Origin of the sequence: Paenibacillus sp. 8b26 (assembly GCF_050626875.1) — a bacterium.
Classification (GTDB): Bacteria; Bacillota; Bacilli; order Paenibacillales; family Paenibacillaceae; genus Paenibacillus.
Genome location: NZ_CP192445.1, coordinates 371,901 through 390,967 on the forward strand (window position 1 = coordinate 371,901; position 19,067 = coordinate 390,967).

Below are 19,067 nucleotides of genomic sequence, written 5' to 3' on the forward strand. Positions count from 1 at the left end.
TGGACCCTCTCCCGGTTCTGGTATCATTTCATTGCCGACTCATGCCAGGACTTCAAAAGCTTGTTCGATACCATGTTAATGATTAGGAAAAATGCTATTCCCAAGATGGATGCTGCCAAACCGCAGGCGAACAGATAAGGAGTTTGCAGGCGGGTTGCCGCAACGGTAATCCCGTATCCGAGTCCACCCTGTCCGCCGCCAATGCCGGCAATGTATTCACCCACGATCGCTCCGACAACTGAACTGGAGCATGAAATTTTCAGCCCCGCCATAATGTACGGGAGCGCCGCCGGAAATCGCAGCTTCCAGATGGTCTGCAGCTTGCTCGCATTATACAAATAGAATAAATTTTTCATGTTCTGATCCGTTGAGTTCAATCCGATCAGCGTATTCGATAAAATCGGGAAAAAGCTGATCAGGAATGAGATGATCACAATGGCATTAATCCCCGCTCCGAACCAGATCACAATGATCGGGGCTACCGCTACGACCGGAATAGTCTGTAGGATAATGGCGTACGGATATACGCTTTTTTCCACCGTTTTGGACAGCGCCAGCAGAATGGCTAATGAAATGCCGAGCACTACACTAATCGCAAAACCGATCAACGCCTCTACAATGGTTGTGCTTACCGACGTAATCAGATTCGTGCTGTTCTCGGCGGCCGCCGCCGCAATATCGGATGGCTTGGGCAAAATATACGGAGGCATTCCGATCATCCGCACAATGATCTCCCATCCGCCGATAAACAGGACAAACACCACAAATGGCGGCAGAACTTTCTTTAGCAGGCTCAGGACCTTATTCTCGACTGCCGGATAACCGCTGCGGGCATTTTCCTTCGCGGAAGCCTGGATACCCACTGCCGTTTCAACGGCTGAAATGGATGCGATCTCTTCCATTTTTCTTCACTCTCCTCTCATTTCTGGCTATCCATGTTTCAGCACAGCGGACACGCTACGTACATATTCACTGAATTCCCGACGGGTCCGGAATCCATCATTCCTTGGATAAGCAAACGGGATATCGATGATGTCCGAAATTTTACCGGGACGGGGCGTCATCACCACTACTCTTGTCGATAGAAACACACTTTCAAACACGTTATGCGTAATGAACAGAACCGACATCTTTTTGTCCTGTTCCCAAATATTCAGCAGTTCATCCTGTAGCGTCTGCCTGGTAATTTCATCAAGAGCGCCAAACGGTTCATCCATTAACAGCAACTTGGGTCTGGATATCAACGCTCGTGCAATCGATACCCTCATCTTCATTCCGCCTGACAGCTCACGGGGCAGCACTTTCATATATTCCTTTAGGCCTACCAGCTCAAGAACCCGCTCCCCTTCGGTAATACGCTCCTTCTTGGATACTCCGCGCAAAGTAAGAGGCATGGTGACATTATCAATTAGCTTGGCCCATGGCAGCAGGGTATGCTCCTGAAACACAAAGGCAATCTCATTCTGCTTGCGCGCTTCCTTCGGTGAGGTGCCCAGCACGGACAGATGACCGGAGGTCGGTTCCGTCAAACCGGCAATCATATTAAAAATAGTCGATTTACCGCAACCGGAAGGGCCGACAAAACAGAGAAATTCCCCTTCCCCTACATGCAGATCCGCATGCTGCACAGCTACAGTGCCATTGGGGTAGATTTTGCCGACATCATCGACAACAAGCATGGAACGGCTGTCCTTTTCGGCCGCAGCCTGTTGATTTTGGGTAAGCTGCATCTGAATCCCCTCTTCTCTTTGAAGTTGTGTCCTATCATATAGCTAAAAAATATGAATGTAAATATTCCTAACACAATTTTGGTTTTTAATCTAACAAAAAGGGCTATGGGTTGGTTAAAAAACAGAATTATCCGTAAATAATGTTAACTTATATTACATTTAAGAGGCGAAAAGGATTGCATAAAGTCGAGGAAACCCTATATAATTGCTTAAAAAGTTACGTCGTGTCCGGGACCTGAATCATATACGCATCATTTTTGGGGAGTGATTTGACATGCATTTAACTATAGAAGACGCCTTGATGGTCTATCCGTTATCGGAAGGGAAGCTGGCGGCCGGTAAAAAGGGAATTTCCCGAACAATCACCTCCATTAATTTGATGGATGCCCCGGACGTGATCAATTGGATAAAGGAAGGGGAGCTGCTGCTGACTACGGCTTATGCGATCAGGGATTCACCCGAGGAATTTGTCAATTTACTGCAAAAGCTGAATGAACGGGGCGCCTCCGGGCTTGGCATCAAGCTTGGCCGCTACTGGACGGAAATTCCCGAGATTGCCCTGCTTGAAGCCGACCGTTTGAGCTTCCCCCTGATTGAGTTGCCTTTTGAATTCACCTTCTCCGAGCAGATCACTGCTCTTTTCCAATCCGAGTTCCAACGTGATACCCGCCGGCTGAATGAATTGCTTGAAACGCAGAAGAAGCTGGTTGATTTTGCGATGCAGGCGGATGAGTACACCAATTATTTTCAAAGCATCACCAGCATTTTGGGACATCCTGTAGCCATCGTCTCCTCCGAGGGACAGGCCTTGTATAACGTGACAAGCTATTCCGAAATAGAGCTATTGAGTCACTGGCCCTGGCATCAGGACAATCGGTTTTATAAGGCAGCCAACAACCTGTTGTATCGGGTCCACCTGCTGAAAAACGGAAAATCATACGGTTATTTGCTGGTTCAGACTGAAAATCTGCAGGAAGCACATGATATGGAGGGCATTTTTCACCAGGCTGCCGTTATTCTTTCCTATCATCTGGAGATCATCTGGAATCAAGAGGCTTCTGCGGCGGGCAGTCGTCTTGGTGCGGCCATGGAGCGTTACTTGAAGGGAAACGCCTCTCGGGAAACGGTTCTCGAATTTGCCGAAGCGTTGGGAAGCGCATTTTGGAGCACTCCCTATGTATGTATGATATCCTCCACAGGAGCTGATACATGGGACCATGAGAGTCAGCGACGTAGACTGAAGGAGATTCGGGATAAGCTTCAGGACCATCCGAAGACGGCCTCCTTGGAATCCCATCATTTCTATGTGATGAACCGCGTATATTCCCTCTTTCCCATTCCGGAAGAGGAGGCCAAGAAGCGCAGACAGTATGAGAATTCCGCGCGTTTGTATGCGGATTTGATGCACGCATGGGACCACGGAGCAGGAGCAAGGACATGTTACATCAGCAAAGTCAGGATGGGTATGGAGGAGTTCATCGACGGCTTCCGGGAGTGTGCCGAGGCCGAGAGAATTAGCACGGAGCTCGGTTCAAGCGAAACGGTTGTCATGTTTGCCGACCTGGAATTCATTTATCTATTCAAACATATTCCGAAGCAGGTCATGAGCAGGTACTGCTCTTATCTGTTCCGTCCACTGTTGGACAAGGACGAGGAATATGCCGGCGAGATGATGCACACGCTTGAAGCCTATTTCGCCAACAACGGCCAGGTGAATGAAACCGCGCGTGAGCTGTTTATCCATCGCAACACGGTGCTGTACAGGCTGGAGAAAATTTCGGGGCTGCTGAATCTGGATTTGAAGAATACTGACCACCTGCTACTGTTAAAGCTGGGGCTTATGTTTAGACATTTGATGCCGCACGACAGGCAGGCTTGATTTGAAAATATCTACAAGAAGGGTATCCCGAAAAGCCTTCCGGCTGCGGAATACCCTTTTTTACCTCTTATCCACGCAACTGCTTCCAGGATGATCAAAATTGCTTGCTTTCCGATTTTCAGACTCATTCCGCGAATTCCCACTCCGGATTTTCAGACGACTTCCCATAAATGGCCGTCCGTGTCCTGAAAATAGCCCGAATACCCTCCCCAAAAAGTATCATGTGCAGGAACAGCGATGACCGCGCCCACTTTCACTGCTTCTTCCATGACCTTATCCACTTTTTGAAAAAAAGATTCACTTTTTATGAAGAATATGCAGTGGTGCTCCAAGCTTCCCCTTAACCTGTTGTTCTGTAATGCCAATACCAGAATTAATTTTTTCACGAGTTACCCTCTCTTTATATATAGATCTAGTCTGTATTGGTCGCAAGTTATAAGTCCTTTTTAAAATGCCTGATAACGCGCTTTGCGCTCACTGGTAAGAATTTTCGCTCAGTATTCCGCCTGCCTGTCTGGCTTAGATTGCCCGTCACAGGGTGCGGCACATAAGGCTCTTCCAGACTCGCAATTTCGTCCGCATCGAGCTTCACTGACAGCGAGGCAACCGCATCTTCCAGATGATGAAGCTTGGTTGCCCCGATAATTGGAGCAGTTACCGGCGCCTTCTGCAGCAGCCACGCCAGGGCTACCTGAGCGCGGGGAATGCCGCGTTTGGCGGCGACTTCAGCCACGCTCTCCACGACCTTGCGATCAGCATCAGCCATTGTTTTTCCGTAGAAAGCTTTTCCGACTTCGTCTTTCTCCGAGCGTGCCGTCTGCTCCTCCCAATCCCGGGTGAGCCTCCCTTTGGCCAGCGGACTCCATGGAATGACGCCGATTCCTTCTTCATGGCAGAGCGGCAGCATCTCCCGTTCTTCTTCCCTGTACAACAAATTCAAATGATTTTGCATCGAGACAAATTTCGTCCAGCCATTGCGTTCGGCTGTATGCTGAGCCTTCATAAACTGCCAGGCGTACATGGAAGAAGCTCCGATGTATCTGGCCTTGCCGCCCTTCACGACATCATGAAGTGCCTCCATCGTTTCTTCGATCGGCGTTGTGTTATCCCAGCGGTGGATCTGATACAGATCGACGTAATCGGTGCCTAGCCGTTTCAGGCTGTTGTCGATTTCGTTCATGATCGCCTTCCTTGACAATCCTGCGCCGTTCGGGCTCGGGCTCATACGAAAAAAGACCTTCGACGCAATAACAACCTCGTCGCGCCGGGTGAAATCCTTCAGTGCACGTCCAACGATTTCTTCGCTGGTTCCGTCCGAATACACATTGGCCGTATCGAAGAAATTAATGCCCGATTCCAGCGCTTTTTTGATAAACGGACGGCTTTCCTCCTCGTTCAGCGACCACGGAGCGATTCCGCGTTCTGGCACACCGTAGCTCATACAGCCAAGACACAGTCTTGAAACTTCCAATCCAGTACGGCCCAGCTTTACATATTCCATGTTTCACACACTCCTTTAATGGATATGGAATAAGACAGTTGCCTTAATTTTCTTGCGCCCTTGCGTTCTGAAGTTCAACAGGACGGGCAACTGCTCAGATAACTTCTTCATCTTATTCACCCGCCATTCTACAATGTCGTTCCACGATTGAAAGAATCGCATCACTGTCGAATGACTTGAAGATCGGATCAAAGACCGGTTCTTCTCTCCAGTTCCTCTGTATATCTCTCGCCCATCAAAGGGATCTGCGAAGTTGCGTCGTTAATGTTCCGCACGTCTTCTGACGTAAGCTCAATGTCCGCCCCACCCAGATTTTCTTCCAGACGGCTCAATTTCCGCGTACCGGGGATTGGTACGATCCATGGTTTTTGGGCGAGCAGCCAGGCGAGTGCGATTTGGGCTGGCGTTGCTTTTAACTGCTCAGCCATTTCTTTCAGCAGGTCAACCAGCACTTGATTGGCCTTCAGAGCTTCAGGAGTAAAGCGCGGAAGAATGCTGCGCAAGTCGCCATGATCGAATGTCGTATTGGCGTTAAAACTTCCCGTCAGGTATCCCTTGCCCAAAGGACTGAACGGAACGAAGCCGATGCCGAGTTCTTCAAGGGTAGGTATTAGCTCCTCTTCGGGACGTCTCCACCACAGCGAGTATTCGCTTTGAAGCGCGGTGAGCGGCTGAACCGCGTGTGCACGGCGAATCGTTTTCACTCCTGCTTCAGACAATCCCCAGTGCTTCACCTTTCCTTCCCGAATCAGATCTTGCACAGCTCCCGCTACCTCTTCGATCGGCACATCCGGATCGACCCGGTGCTGATAGTACAGGTCGACGGCTTCAATCTTAAGACGTCTAAGTGATTCTTCGGCAACTTTCTTGATATGCTCAGGGCGGCTGTTCATCCCGGATTGCTTGCCATCCTGAATATTGAAGCCGAACTTCGTGGCAATCACGACTTGATCGCGAACAGGGAGGAGCGCTTCGCCCACGAGCTCTTCATTCGTGTAAGGTCCGTATACTTCGGCGGTATCAAAGAAAGTCACGCCGCGCTCTACGGCTTCCCGAATGACCGAGATCATTTCCTTCTTGTCTGAAGCAGGACCATAACCGTAGCTCATTCCCATGCATCCAAGCCCGATCGCCGAAACTTCCAGGCCGCTATTTCCCAATTTACGCTTTTGCATCATACATCTTCCTTCCTTAATATGATTTTATCTTTACCAAATTACAGAGTAGACATATCAATCACGAATCGATAACGTACATCGCTGCGAAGAACACGCTCATAAGCTTCATCCACCTGGTCGGCGTGAATGACCTCGATTTTAGGTGCAATGCCGTGTTGAGCGCAGAAATCAAGCATCTCCTGCGTTTCCCGGATTCCACCAACGTTCGAACCAGCAATACTCCGGCGACCCATAATCACGGAAAAGGCAAGGGCGCTTTTGCGCTTGGAACACTTAGAACATGAGTTTTGCACATATGTTTTCTCTACTCCTTCGCTCTAGTAAAGCAATAAAAGAACAAAATTTGATTTATCAGTGATCAACTTAATTAAAAATGTTAATTATCTTTCTTTAGTTATTTGGCTACTATCCTATCAAGAAAACTATTATATATTTGTTTGAAAGATTCATCCTCTTCAAACTCTATTAATGTGATAAGCCTTTAAACCAATAAATTCCCAAACCAACGATTCAAATTATTCATCTTCTCCCTTTTTAGAGACATCAGTCCCTTACTCCGCTCCAGCTTTAAACCCTCCACGACAGAGCACCTTAAAAATCCAGTTGCTTTATCTCTCCTTATTCGGGTTTGTTTATTCCTAAGCTGCGGCGAACTTCCAATTCAGGTGATTCAGCTAATTTAACGATCAAATCAGCAACACTCTTGCGCAAGACAACTGACCCTTTAAACGGTTCGCCTTTCTCAGTGGTCACATAGTCAATTTCATCTGAATTCGTAAACCATGCGGGTCTAAGGATTGTATATTCGAGGTCAGAGGCTTCAATGATTTGAGCTGATTTTCGATATGGCTCTAGAATACTGCCATACTTCTCTCCCGGCACTTCATCATAAATGCCCATCGAACTGATAAAAATCAAACGTTTAACACCAGTGGCGCTCATAGCTTCCATGATGTTCTTGGCGTACTGTTCCAGATCACCAGCAAGATTGGCATAGACGACGTCCTTTCCAATCATGGCTTCTTTCAGCTTTTCCATATCCATGACGTCACCTTCAATGACTTGTGCACGACTGGAATCAACATTTTCCAGTCGGCTGGACCTGCGCAAATAAAGTGTAAGCTGGGCATCAGTTTCCTTGAGGAACATGTCGATGGCCTGACGTGCAATTTGGCCGTTAGCGCCCAGGATTAAGATATTATTCATTTTCATCACTCCATCTACTTTTTTCATCTATTCGATTCTCGCGTAAGTGTGGGTACGTCCGAAGGAGACGGCAGCGATCGAGAGACCTGTCAATATAGCGGCAGAACCGATCCAGCTAACGGCCATGACCGATGAACTCCCTACGGCGATTCCTCCAATGCCTGCGCCTGCGGCGAAGCCGAGCTGTACAAAAGAGCTGTTTAGGCTAAGCATGATACTGGAGGCTTCCGGAGCGATTGAAATCAGATTGAAGTTCTGTGTCGGTCCAAATGACCAAATCGCAATCGCCCAGAGCATGAGAAGAGAGACGCTCATGCTTACCGATCCTGTGAATAGAGATAGTAGCACCAACGCAACGACCTGGACACTCATACTGATGAGGAGCGTTCGGCTAGTGCCAATCCGGTCCGTCAGAAATCCGCCCGCTTTCGATCCGATCAGACTTGCGATGCCCAGAGCCAGAAGTACGGCACTGATACCCTGCTCGCTTATCGGGATAAGTGTAGCCAAGAAAGGCGTGATATAGGTATTGACCGCCGAGTAGCCTATAAATACGAAGAACGGCACGCCAAGGGCAGCAGCGATTTTCGGTTTCTTAAGATAGGAGAGTTGGCGACGTAAAGAAACGGGCGCTTCACTTTCGGAAGCCGGAGTCGTACGGGCTACTGCAACGAGCGCAAGTAGGCTGAGAAATCCGAGTCCCCAGAAGATCGTCTTCCAGTCATACGCTCCAGCGACAACACGGCCAATCGGAACGCCAAAGACCAGAGCAGCACTGAACCCCATAGCTACGTTGGACATCGCGCCTCCCTGCCTTCCGGGAGGCGCGAGCTGTGCAGCTGTCCCGTAGGCCGTGACGATAAACACTCCCGTCGCAACGCCGAGAACGGCACGTGAGACCATCAGAAAGCCAAAGCCTGGAAGAGCTAGCGTGGAGACAATGCCGAGCAGCAAAATGCAGAGTGCAATCAACAGTTGGCGGCGTCGATCCAGCTTCGCCGCTGCCAGGATGACGAGCGGGGTGCCGATTGCATTGGCGAGCGAGAATGCAGTCGTAAGTTGCCCTGCCGCCGATACAGATACGCCGACAGAAGAAGCGACTTGATCCAGAATGCCGACGATAACAAATTGCGACGTACCCACCAGGAAACTGATGAGAGTCAGCATGTAGATTTTCCAAGTATTATTCAAATGTAATCTTGCCTCCTTATTGCGGTGTTATCACCCCTTGCTTGATTCTGCGAGCTTAGTCTTATTATGCCGACCGGAGAAAGCGAAGCGGTATCTCATTCGTCTTAAATGATTGCCCAATCCTATCACGACCACTTTTGCTACAGGCAGGTAAGTCTTATAATGGAACCAGACAAACCCGCAAGGAGGATTTGAATGTCCGAGAACATTCTTCAACAGCAGCAGGAGCTCACCGGATTGATCAAGCGTCACTCGCTTCAGAATAGCTCCAGGGAAACGGCGATCCCTTCCCTATTTTTCTATCAGCATTCCAGCATAACCGAGCCCGCTTATCGGGTTTACAAGCCTTCTTTTTGTGTTGTCGTTCAAGGTTTGAAAGAAATTTTGCTGGCACAGGAGAGATTTGAATATGGACCATCCAATTATCTCATCGCTTCCATGAATCTGCCTGTGATCGGTCAAATTATAAAAGCTTCTGCTGACTCTCCTTACCTGAGTCTCAAGCTCGAATTTACACAGAACCAGATCCTTGAAGTGCTGAACGATTGTGATATTAAGGTCACGTCAAAAGATAACGCCAAACGTGCCCTGTTCGTCGGCCAGATGGAATCGTCCATTCAGGACGCCGTGCTCAGGCTTGCCCGTCTGCTGGACACCCCGGGAGAAATCCCGTTTCTCGCCCCTCTTTACACGAAAGAGATTCTATACAGGCTGCTGCAGGGACCCTATGGAGCCGAATTGGCTCAGATTGCGGTCGAAGGAAGCAGCACCTATCGGATCCGGGAAGCTATCGACCATATTGTCCGAAATTGGGATCAGTCTTTTCGGATCGAAGATCTCGCGGAGACCGCCAGTATGAGCGTTTCTTCGTTTCATCGGCATTTTAAAGAGGTAACCGCCATGAGCCCGCTTCAGTTCCAGAAGCAACTGAGACTTCAGGAAGCCCGCCGCCTCTTATTGGCTGAATCGGCGGACGCCGCGGACGTCGCTTTCAGAGTCGGTTACGAGAGTTCCTCCCAGTTCAGTCGCGAATACTCCCGCATGTTCGGGGCTCCTCCAAGAGCGGACATCAAGCGATTGAAGGAAAAATACGACCAGGTCATGAATGACTGAGCATCTGGACCGGTCGGCGAAGAAGCCAAAAGGGGCGGTTACAGTCGTCCCTTTTTCGGTATGATTCGATTATCTTGCAGTTCACAGCGAAAGGTTTCTTATAAACCGGGAACGGGACGACTCCCTCCGCATCATTCCGCCGGTCTTCAAGCCCAATTCGGAGGTCGACATGAATGAAGAAAGAAATCGGGGACTAAACGAAGAAGTGGTTGTCCGTTATGCAGCGTCCGCCGTGGTGGGGATTATGGAGTGGTGGTTTTTGAACGATATACCTCTCCCTCCTGTCGAGATGGCCGAGCAAATTGGCATGCTGTTGGACCGGAGATTGTGAATCTGGAGCGAAAAGAGTAGCAGACTATATGTCTGCTACTCTCAAGTAAGCAAATCAGATGCAACTCAGTAAGCGAGCTGCTTCTTCATTTTCAGTTGTTTACTGTTATAAAAGCATTAAATATCGTATTTAACGCTGCCGAGCCATTTCACGATTTCAGGATCATTATGTGAAAAGAACAAGCTCTTTTTCGTATCCAACATAGTAATCAACTCCATATCCTCTTCGCTTAATTCAAAGTCAAAGATATTGAAGTTTTCGATGATTCTTTCTTTACGAACAGACTTTGGAATTACAACGACTCCTCGTAGTTTCAACCAACGTAAAATGATCTGTGCAACAGATTTATTATGCTTTTCAGCTTGATGACGAATCCATCAATTGGCTCACAGGTATAAAATATCTGAAACACTGTGGCATGTCAGTGGAAAACATCAAAACCTATGTAGATCTATGTTTGGAAGGCGATTCTACTATTCAGAAACGCTATGAAATCATCCTGGAACAAAAAGCCGCTGCACTGGCTCAGTTGGAGGAAGCGAAGCTAAGGGCCGAATACATGGAAGACAAAGCAAATCACTACTTAGATATAATCAATCATATGATCCCGGATGATACGAATCCCGGAAAATGGAATAAAACAGATATTCTATAGTGCTGTTTTGTATATGAAGCAGGAACTTTCTTCAATGATATTTTTAGTCTACATAAGCGTAAAGATCTCCATCCTAGCTAAAAGTTAGTTAGGTTCTTTGCGCTTATGTAGCTCAAATGAAAAAAATTATCTGGAATGAAATGGTTTGTCGGGACCAAATACAAGATTGGCGGACTGCTTGGCTTTCTCAATGATATTCATGACCTTCTCGCTATGTTCAAGCATATCCGAGACTTTTTCCAAATCTTTTTCTCTGATAATACGGTCAAATTCAACGAATTCGTCATACATACGATGCGGATGATCTTTCAGGTTCACCCGAATTGGCGTTTCCTTATTCGCAGTGTAATCAAAGCAGTCGCATACATTAGCAGGACTTGCCATGTGTATATAGCCCTTATTACCTTGAATATTCACTGCATTGGGGGCCGTACTGTCTTTTGAACCTATGCAGACACACTTGAAATCATCGTAATCCAGCAGCAGCATACCTGAAGTATCAATTCCACGCTCCATGTTCGCCCAATACTCCACCTTCTTAGGGCTCCCGAAGAAACCAACAACCAAATGAATATTATATAAATTAATATCCATCAAGGCTCCACCAGACATTTCCGGATTAAACGCAGGCTGTATTATTCCCGATTTGAATGCCTCATACCGAGATGAATATTGGGAATAGTTGCATTCAACTATTTTGATCTCACCCAGCTTAGGAAGATACTCCTTCATTGACAAATAATTTTTCAGGTATTGATTCGTTATGGCTTCCACCAATATGAGTTTTCTTTGCTGAGCAATTTCTTTTAGCTCTAGAAATTCATGCAAATTGGAAGTAAACGGCTTCTCACAAATGACATGTTTACCACTCAATAATGCTTCTTTGGCATATGAATAATGAAGATGATTAGGCAGTCCGATATAGACTGTATCTACATCACTATTCATCAACATCTCGCTGTAATCCGAATAAATCTGAGATATACCATATTTATTTTGCCAATCCAGTAATTTCTCCTCGTGGCTAGGTCTAGAACAAATGGCCTTTAATAAAATGGTGGGGATTTCCTGAATAAAGCTCAATAGATCCTCTACGATCATCCCTGCTCCGACAATTCCCAACTTCACTTTAGTTACACTCCTCTATACCTTTTTCTAGTATTTCCATAGAAGCTATCGTTTCTTCGTCTTTAATCACTTTTTCTTTGCCAAGTATGATCGACTGATAGATATCGTCATACACTCGGGCATAGTCTCCCTTTTCAGAAACGACTTTTTCCTCATGATACTCGCCTTTATCATCCAGATATGTTAAGATGCCGTAATGCTCGGGCTGGTCGATGCCGAAATCGGCGTGTCCCCTAGGCAGATAGTATAATTTCAGATGCTCCTCCTGACGATCCTTCGTTTGCTTTATAAAAACGCCTTTTTTGCCGTAAACAACAAAACTCGACCGCTCTTTTAAACGAAAAAAGCTGGATTTGATGGATACCTTGAGCGAGGGATAATAAAAATCCAGATCAAAGTAATCATTCATTCTCCCAGCACCCAGCAATTGACGAACATCGTAATGGATTGTGTCCGGCTTCCCAAAATAGGAAAGAACCTGATCAATGGTATGAACGCCATGCCCATATAGGTAACTGTTATATTTGGAAAAATGAGAAGTGGAGTTCGGGATCTCAGGGCGATAATAATCGTAATGCATCTCCACCTCCAGCAAATCTCCAAGCTTTCCTGATTCAATAACCTTCTTGGTAGTGAGGAAATCCGAATCGTAACGTCTATTTTGATAGCATTGTATAACCAGATTTTTCTCTTTAGCGTATTGGAAGATGATAACGGTTCGTGCTTTTCCCATTTCCAATATAACCGATGGTAAGCATATTATTTCCCCCTTAGGCTCTTTTTCATTTATTATAGAAGAAGAACGTCGATCGTAAAGGATTTGCCGCCAAAATGGTACATTCAACCGATTATTTTTAAAAATGGTTGTTTATTTTTAAACAAAATGTTTATTTCATATTATTTATCGAACGTTATATTCAATTGAGCCGGGGTGAACCTGTTGAAAATACTGATGCAATTATCAGAAATGCAAAACTTTACACCAAACGAAAAAAGCATTGCATCCTATATTTTGCTTCACAAGGAAAGCATCCTGCACTTAAATATTCAGGAGCTTGCAAAGGCAACGTATACTTCGCATTCCGCAATTAATCGATTAACACATAAACTTGGGCTATCCGGCTTCAAGGATTTTATAATAAAACTTGCTCGGGAATTTCAGCAAAATACCCAGAACATTTCCAACGTGGACCCCAACTATCCATTCGGTCTTGATGAATCCCCACTTCAAGTGGCGAAAGAAATCGCAGAGTTAATGAAGGAAACGATCGAAAAAAACTTTGCATTCATGGATGATGACTTACTGTCGCAAACAGCCCAGTTGCTGGATCAAGCGAAAAGGATCTTTATATATGCGTTGGGAGATTCACAAATCCGAGCGAAAAGTTTCCAAAATAAATTGATTAAAATCAACAAATACGTAGTTATTGCCACGGAGCTGTACGAATGGGCTTACCATACGGCTAATCTTACGCCACAGGATTGTGCTGTTTTTTTAACTTACCACGGGAAGTCGCCGATTTATTTAAAAGCAGCTCAGCATTTTACACGTGAAAATATCCCTTTTATCACAATTACAGCAACTAATCAAAGTGAATTGGCAAAACTCAGTAATATCTGCATCCAGGTGCCTAATGACGAAGTAAAACATGCCAAGATTGGTACATTTTCGTCGCAAATTGCCTTTGATTACGTATTAAATGTGATTTACTCCTGTATCTATAAAATCGACTACTCGAAAAACATGCAAACCACAACACAATCGTTGAAGAATTTCTATATCAATGACATGATGAATGACGTATAGAATGAATAGCTAGGCTTCCTCGGTGACTCCAGGCCATTAGTCAAACTTCTAATCGGCTATGAATACATGTTCTTGTCCCGCCCTAAGGACAAGAACTTATATCGCTAAAACAAAAAAAAGCCGCCAATATGGCGACTTCTTAAGCTATATGGTGTTGTCTGTAGGTAAGGATCAACTTTCATCTATTGCTTTTCGAATATCATAATCATTTATATCGATATCCAAAGCCATTCCAAGTGCCAACTTTGCCAACTGACTTCCAATATATGGACCCATAGTCAACCCGGATGCTCCAAGTCCGTTTGCCGCTATAAGGCCGTCCCACCCAGGAACAGCGCCTATCACCGGAAGAAAACCGGGTGTAAAAGGACGGAAACCAACTCTTACCTCCTGAAAATTGCTGTTTGCTAAACCAGGTGCCAATTCTAGACCTTTATTCAGAATTTCCTGCATCCCACCTGCTGTTACTCTCGTATCGTAACCTTCGATTTCATTTTCGTGAGTCGCCCCTATTACGATCTTCTGTTTATCAAAAGCCAGCAGATATTGATCAGAAGGCGGCATGATTACAGGCCAGGTGCCTGTGTCTTGCCTATTAGGAACCTGTAAATGCATGATTTGTGCTTTTTGAAAACTAACCTTAAAGTGAATGCCTAAAGGCTGCAGCAGTTGATTTGCCCATGCACCTGCACAGACAATGACTTCGTCAGACGAGAAGCTCTTTGCACCGACTGCTACTCCTGTTACATGGTCGGATTCATATTGAAGCGCAGCATCCCCATGTACAAGGATGGCCCCATTTCTTTGTGCTGATCGGAGCAACGCATCGCGCAGCGCACGACCATCTATACGGGCGGCACCACTAATATGAACAGAATGATAACCTTCTACTAACAAAGGAAACCGTTCATGGGTTTCTTTTTCATTTAAGCGGGTAATTTCACCGATTTCCGGTGCATCCGCTTGTCGTATGTGTGCCCGCTCTTCCATCTTTCTGATTTTCTCCAAATCATCATGGATACTAAGAGCACCCACTTGAGCATAGCCTGTTTCTGTTTCTCCCTCGCTTTTGAGTTCTTCAATCAGTCCGGGGTAAAAACGTGCACCAGCTTTTGCCAGCCGATACCAAGCCTGATTGCGTCGCTGTGATAGCCAGGGACAGATAATGCCAGCAGCGGCATCAGTAGCCTGTCCTTTATCTTTGCGGTCTACAATAATGACATTAGCACCCATTTTGGCTAACTGATAAGCTGTCGATGCCCCAAGAATCCCTGATCCAATTACGATGACCTTCTTCATGATTACATTCCTTTCCTAAATCACTGTATCCATTATAGCGGATACTGCATGAATGCATAATATTAACAATTTATTTCAATTGAGATAAACATGTTAGACGAACATCAACATCGGCTATGAGTACATTATATTTTAAATCCTTATAAAGTTCTTAGAATTGACCTTTAAAGTAGTTGTCAGAACGAATGAAAAGAATGAACTTATATGGACAACATTATTTTACAGACTCAAAATCTCCGCAAAACCTTCAGGGACCAGCAGGCAATGAACAACGTCAAGATGTCTATTCAGGAGAATTCCATCTATGGGCTGCTTGGGCCATGTGACGAACAAGATCGTACCGCTCATTCAAGAGTGGCAAAATCGACCGCTGCAAGGCGTATATGCGGTCGTCTTTCTGGACGCGATTCACTTCAAAGTCAAGCCAGATGGAGCCATTGTGAACAAAGCGGCGTACATGGTCATTGGTATCGATCTGGACGGGAACAAGGATTTGCTGGGCATGTGGATCGGTGAGCATGAGTCCGCCAAGTTCTGGCCTAGCGTCCTGCCGTTATGTCTCGTACAAAGATCTGATCCACCCGAGATTCGCAAGCTGATTTACACCACCAATATCATCGAGAGTTACCACCGCCAGCTTCGTAAAGTCACGAAGGGCAAGAGCATTTTCCCGACCGATGAAGCTCTGCTCAAGATGCTTTACCTGGGTACCATGGACGTCGTTCACAAATGGACAGGTCGGGTTCAACACTGGGGACTAATGCTACTTCAATTGTCTATTTTCTTTCCAGACCGCGTAGGTCAGCACTTGCGATAAGGGGTATCCTCCACACTGGTAATGTATTCCAAATGAGTTTACACAAAATTATTCACAGACCCTGAAAATATGATATTTCTGCTCTTCATATAAAAAGAGTCGAGCAATTCACAATATTCTGTGAATCGCTCGACTCTTTAAATTTTTTCATAGTGGAGGGGTCTTTTTCAGTTTCACTTCTTCCATAAAGCTTCTAAAGTCTTTAACGATTTCTTTGGATTGGGTATGGTGTAAATAATGTTCTCCTTCAAGCTCCACTACTTTTCCATGTACAGAATCTCTTATCTGTTCTTCATGTTTTGGTTTCCAGCCTTCAACATCCGTATTATTTTTTTGTAAAAAGAATATAACAGGAAGATTTTTAGGGAATTTAAAGTTTTCGGCGGATTTAAAATTATTTTTAAAATTTTCTCCTTCGCTTATAATATTTGGATTCATCGCGTTCTTGAGAGAAATTATTCTAATTTGTTCTCTCGTTTCATCATCTACTTTAGGTGCAACAAGTTGGTCAGGATTTAGTTTCATTAGCAATCTGTTAAAACCTGAATTCTTTAATCAGTTTATAGGCTTCTGTTGGAAACTCATCATCCGTGCCACCTTGCGTTGGAAAACTGCTATCAATCCCAACAAATGCACGGACTTCTTTTTCGTATTTGTTCACATATTCTAGTCCGTAAATGCCGGCAATGGAGTGACCCATCAGAGTGTATCGGTCAATATTTAATTTTTGTAAACATTCATGAATTTCAGCTACAATATTTTCAACGGTTCGTTCTTTTTCGGTTACATCACTTAATCCATAACCAAAAGGCTCAATCACGACTACTTTGTAAAATGGAGTTAGCTGCTCCACAAGTGGCTTAAAATCTATACCTGGTGCTCCTGTTCCATAACCTGGTAGTAGTACGATCGTTTCTTTGCCCTTTCCTTGGATCAAAACATTCATATTTTTTCTATCTACTGGTACAAGCTGACCATAGGGTTCTATTTTTCCTTTCTCCAATTGGTTGCAGATAATATTAACTGTAAAAACAATAACCAGAAAAATCCCTATTGCTGTAAGCATTATTCCTAGTGATTTAAGTATAAAGAAAAGCGTTTTTTTCATCATTTAATTCCTTCCCTAACGTTTCATTTAATTTGCCAAGCGGGTTACTCGGCCTTTATCGTCTCGCCCTGTACAGGAGCAATGTCATCCTTCCAATGAATGTTGATCGAACGAGACTTGAATAGATCCGCACCGTCTGACACCTGAAAATGAAGATGCGCTTCGCTAGAATTACCTGAATTACCAAGCAAACCAACTTCATCGCCGCTCTTCACCTTATCTCCTACCTTTACTTTAATGGAGCCGTTCTTCATGTGAGCCAGCACGCTATACTCCCCGCCATGATCAATGACAACCTCATTCCCCGCAGGTACCTTCTCGTTCATAACACCGACAGGCTCGTTATCTGGAATATGATTTACGACTGATACCACAGTACCACTTGCTGGAGCAAGAACGGGCTGACCGAAGGCATAATAGCTTTCATTTTTCAGCCGATCACCTTTATACGAATAGCCATCCTTGTTCTGTATAATATCATAGGCGTATCGCTGGCTTTCATATTCATAATGATAATTAACCAGTGCATTTGTTCCTCCCCAGACAATAAACCAATCCCCTTTTAAAGGCCAATCGTATTTGATTTTGGTCAGGATATGATCTGTTTGTGGGAAAGGAGAAAGTTGCTTGGCCTGAAGGCCTGATATCTCTCCCTTTTCATCAAAAACAGTGGTCAGTCCCATTTTCCCGGAATCGCTTATCCATGTACGCTTATCGCTGCCATTAAATTGGATGACCGACGCCTGCTTAAACGACTTTACCCCTTTTAGAGAATCAGCAGCCTTGCTTACAAAATCAGCTTCACTGACCTGCTTTTTAAACTCATCACTAAAGTGGCCATACACCTCAGCATATTTGCCATCAAGAAGCTCTACCGGGATCTCCTCAGGCTTCAACGTTTGAGTCTTTGTGTTTGTTTTTTCAGTTTTTTCTTTAGGAATGTTTGTTGCCACTTCCGGATTTGCTCCTCCACATGCCGTGATCAGAGCAGCAAGCGCACCCATGACCCATATCATTTTGCTATAGTGGATGATTTTCATTCTGTGCTTTCTATTTGGTCTCTTCATTCCACACCCCCGCAAGTATGTTTGTTCATAATATAGTATTTGTCTAACTCATTCTAACAAACCACTCTTAGGTCACGTGTAACGCTACTTTAACCGTGTCTTAACACTTATCCATGACCACAGTCCACAATTAAGCTTTCGTTAAGACAACATCATAAGATCACGCTAAAGAAAGCATGATATGATGGTAGGAAAGATTACGGTGGAAAAAGGAACACAAGCATGAACCATGCGTCAATTTTACTTGTCGATGATGAGCACTCCATTCTTGAACTCTTGCTGACTGTACTCCGCAAGGAAGGCTACACGAATGTAGACACGGTCATGACAGGTGAAGCAGCGATTGCTGCCTGTGAAGAAAAAAAATATGATCTGATCCTATTAGATGTCCTTCTGCCTGGACGCAGCGGAATCGAAATTTGTCCGTTTCTCCGTCAAACGACGGATGCTCCCATCTTATTTCTTACGGCTCGGGAATCTGATTTTGATAAACTGACCGGTTTTGCCGTTGGTGGCGATGACTATATTACCAAGCCGTTTAATCCTTTGGAAGTTGTGGCACGTATACGCTCCCAGCTACGTCGTTACTTGGCAGCCAATCGTGCAATCAGACCATTTGGATCTGAGCAACCCACCAGTAGAATGAATGTTATTTATGATTACGGGCGTTTTCAGGTCGATGAAGCAGCGTGCGAGCTTCGCGTTGAGCAAAAGCTGGTAAGCTGTCCGGCGCTCGTCTTCCAATTACTGCTGTTCTTATGTAAAAACCCCAATCGTATCTTCAGCAAAAGCGAGCTATATGAATCGGTATGGAGCGAAGAAGAGCTGCGTGATGACAATACCGTCATGGTTCATATTCATCGCATCCGGGAAAGAATTGAGCCTGACCCCGCAAACCCGAGCTTTATCGTAAATGTTAGGGGACTGGGCTATAAGCTTGTACAAGCGGAAATAGAGAGCTCCCAGCGATCATGAACACCAAACGGAGGCTAACCATGAAACACCGCTCGTTTCAATTAAAGGCTATGCGCACCTGCTGGCTGAACCTCAATATGAT

General features: G+C 45.3%; 16 protein-coding genes and 5 pseudogenes. 7 read left to right on the top strand and 14 right to left on the bottom strand.

The window, feature by feature from the left end:
• Positions 1-23: 23 nt before the first annotated feature.
• Together ACQ4MX_RS01560 and ACQ4MX_RS01565 are read right to left on the bottom strand one after the other, a co-directional pair.
• A complete protein-coding gene (locus tag ACQ4MX_RS01560) occupies positions 24-902 on the bottom strand; it encodes an ABC transporter permease (RefSeq protein ID WP_149094003.1) in 879 nt (292 codons plus the stop codon).
• Positions 903-929: 27 nt separating this feature from the next.
• Positions 930-1,730: an ABC transporter ATP-binding protein gene (locus ACQ4MX_RS01565; protein WP_431088940.1), complete on the bottom strand. Its 801-nt coding sequence runs from the start codon at positions 1,728-1,730 to the stop codon at positions 930-932.
• A 274-nt stretch (positions 1,731-2,004) separates the two neighbouring features.
• Between ACQ4MX_RS01565 and ACQ4MX_RS01570 the strand changes: the two genes are divergently transcribed.
• Complete coding sequence (locus ACQ4MX_RS01570) at positions 2,005-3,609, top strand: PucR family transcriptional regulator (protein ID WP_431088942.1); 1,605 nt, start codon at positions 2,005-2,007, stop codon at positions 3,607-3,609.
• A gap of 152 nt (positions 3,610-3,761) precedes the next feature.
• On the opposite strand, the gene ACQ4MX_RS01575 is transcribed toward ACQ4MX_RS01570, so the two are convergent.
• The 6 genes and pseudogenes from ACQ4MX_RS01575 to ACQ4MX_RS01600 form a co-directional block, all read right to left on the bottom strand.
• Positions 3,762-3,995, bottom strand: a complete 234-nt coding sequence (locus tag ACQ4MX_RS01575) for a VOC family protein (protein WP_431088944.1) — start codon at positions 3,993-3,995, stop codon at positions 3,762-3,764.
• Positions 3,996-4,042: 47 nt separating this feature from the next.
• Positions 4,043-5,110 (bottom strand): aldo/keto reductase, encoded by a 1,068-nt coding sequence (locus ACQ4MX_RS01580; protein ID WP_431088945.1) that lies wholly within the window; start codon positions 5,108-5,110, stop codon positions 4,043-4,045.
• Between the two features lie 188 nt (positions 5,111-5,298).
• Entirely contained in the window at positions 5,299-6,285 is a 987-nt protein-coding gene (locus ACQ4MX_RS01585; RefSeq protein WP_431091231.1) for an aldo/keto reductase, read from the bottom strand.
• A 41-nt stretch (positions 6,286-6,326) separates the two neighbouring features.
• Positions 6,327-6,533: pseudogene (locus ACQ4MX_RS01590) on the bottom strand (alcohol dehydrogenase); the annotation flags it as partial.
• A gap of 373 nt (positions 6,534-6,906) precedes the next feature.
• On the bottom strand, positions 6,907-7,494 hold the full coding sequence (locus ACQ4MX_RS01595; RefSeq protein ID WP_431091232.1) for an NAD(P)H-binding protein: 588 nt from the start codon (positions 7,492-7,494) through the stop codon (positions 6,907-6,909).
• A gap of 27 nt (positions 7,495-7,521) precedes the next feature.
• Entirely contained in the window at positions 7,522-8,685 is a 1,164-nt protein-coding gene (locus tag ACQ4MX_RS01600) for an MFS transporter (protein WP_431088946.1), read from the bottom strand.
• A gap of 195 nt (positions 8,686-8,880) precedes the next feature.
• Here ACQ4MX_RS01600 and ACQ4MX_RS01605 point away from each other — a divergent pair, with 195 nt between their 5' ends.
• Together ACQ4MX_RS01605 and ACQ4MX_RS01610 are read left to right on the top strand one after the other, a co-directional pair.
• On the top strand, positions 8,881-9,798 hold the full coding sequence (locus ACQ4MX_RS01605) for an AraC family transcriptional regulator (RefSeq protein ID WP_134914166.1): 918 nt from the start codon (positions 8,881-8,883) through the stop codon (positions 9,796-9,798).
• A 169-nt stretch (positions 9,799-9,967) separates the two neighbouring features.
• Positions 9,968-10,129: a TetR-like C-terminal domain-containing protein gene (locus tag ACQ4MX_RS01610; protein WP_431088947.1), complete on the top strand. Its 162-nt coding sequence runs from the start codon at positions 9,968-9,970 to the stop codon at positions 10,127-10,129.
• Between the two features lie 116 nt (positions 10,130-10,245).
• Here ACQ4MX_RS01610 and ACQ4MX_RS01615 read toward each other — a convergent pair.
• Positions 10,246-10,491 (bottom strand): annotated as a pseudogene (locus ACQ4MX_RS01615) (aldo/keto reductase); the annotation flags it as partial.
• Between ACQ4MX_RS01615 and ACQ4MX_RS01620 the strand changes: the two are divergent.
• Positions 10,464-10,784: a hypothetical protein gene (locus ACQ4MX_RS01620; protein WP_431088948.1), complete on the top strand. Its 321-nt coding sequence runs from the start codon at positions 10,464-10,466 to the stop codon at positions 10,782-10,784. The pseudogene ACQ4MX_RS01615 and the gene ACQ4MX_RS01620 overlap by 28 nt on opposite strands.
• A gap of 126 nt (positions 10,785-10,910) precedes the next feature.
• Here ACQ4MX_RS01620 and ACQ4MX_RS01625 read toward each other — a convergent pair whose 3' ends face one another.
• Positions 10,911-11,912, bottom strand: a complete 1,002-nt coding sequence (locus tag ACQ4MX_RS01625; RefSeq protein WP_431088949.1) for a Gfo/Idh/MocA family protein — start codon at positions 11,910-11,912, stop codon at positions 10,911-10,913.
• A gap of 1 nt (position 11,913) precedes the next feature.
• Positions 11,914-12,630: pseudogene (locus ACQ4MX_RS01630) on the bottom strand (Gfo/Idh/MocA family protein); the annotation flags it as partial.
• A 222-nt stretch (positions 12,631-12,852) separates the two neighbouring features.
• On the opposite strand from ACQ4MX_RS01630, the gene ACQ4MX_RS01635 reads away from it, so the two are divergent.
• Positions 12,853-13,719, top strand: coding sequence for a MurR/RpiR family transcriptional regulator (locus ACQ4MX_RS01635; protein ID WP_431088950.1), 867 nt, complete (start codon positions 12,853-12,855; stop codon positions 13,717-13,719).
• Between the two features lie 171 nt (positions 13,720-13,890).
• On the opposite strand, the gene ACQ4MX_RS01640 is transcribed toward ACQ4MX_RS01635, so the two are convergent.
• Entirely contained in the window at positions 13,891-15,018 is a 1,128-nt protein-coding gene (locus ACQ4MX_RS01640; protein WP_431088951.1) for an NAD(P)/FAD-dependent oxidoreductase, read from the bottom strand.
• A gap of 328 nt (positions 15,019-15,346) precedes the next feature.
• On the opposite strand from ACQ4MX_RS01640, the pseudogene ACQ4MX_RS01645 reads away from it, so the two are divergent.
• Positions 15,347-15,835, top strand: a pseudogene (locus ACQ4MX_RS01645) (transposase); the annotation flags it as partial.
• A 147-nt stretch (positions 15,836-15,982) separates the two neighbouring features.
• Here ACQ4MX_RS01645 and ACQ4MX_RS01650 read toward each other — a convergent pair.
• Together ACQ4MX_RS01650 and ACQ4MX_RS01655 are read right to left on the bottom strand one after the other, a co-directional pair.
• A pseudogene (locus ACQ4MX_RS01650) lies at positions 15,983-16,946 on the bottom strand (alpha/beta fold hydrolase).
• Between the two features lie 41 nt (positions 16,947-16,987).
• On the bottom strand, positions 16,988-18,010 hold the full coding sequence (locus tag ACQ4MX_RS01655; protein ID WP_431088952.1) for a peptidoglycan DD-metalloendopeptidase family protein: 1,023 nt from the start codon (positions 18,008-18,010) through the stop codon (positions 16,988-16,990).
• Positions 18,011-18,232: 222 nt separating this feature from the next.
• On the opposite strand from ACQ4MX_RS01655, the gene ACQ4MX_RS01660 reads away from it, so the two are divergent.
• The gene (locus ACQ4MX_RS01660; protein WP_431088954.1) at positions 18,233-18,985 is read left to right on the top strand and encodes a response regulator transcription factor; all 753 of its coding nucleotides are present in this window, start codon (positions 18,233-18,235) and stop codon (positions 18,983-18,985) included.
• Positions 18,986-19,067: the final 82 nt, after the last annotated feature.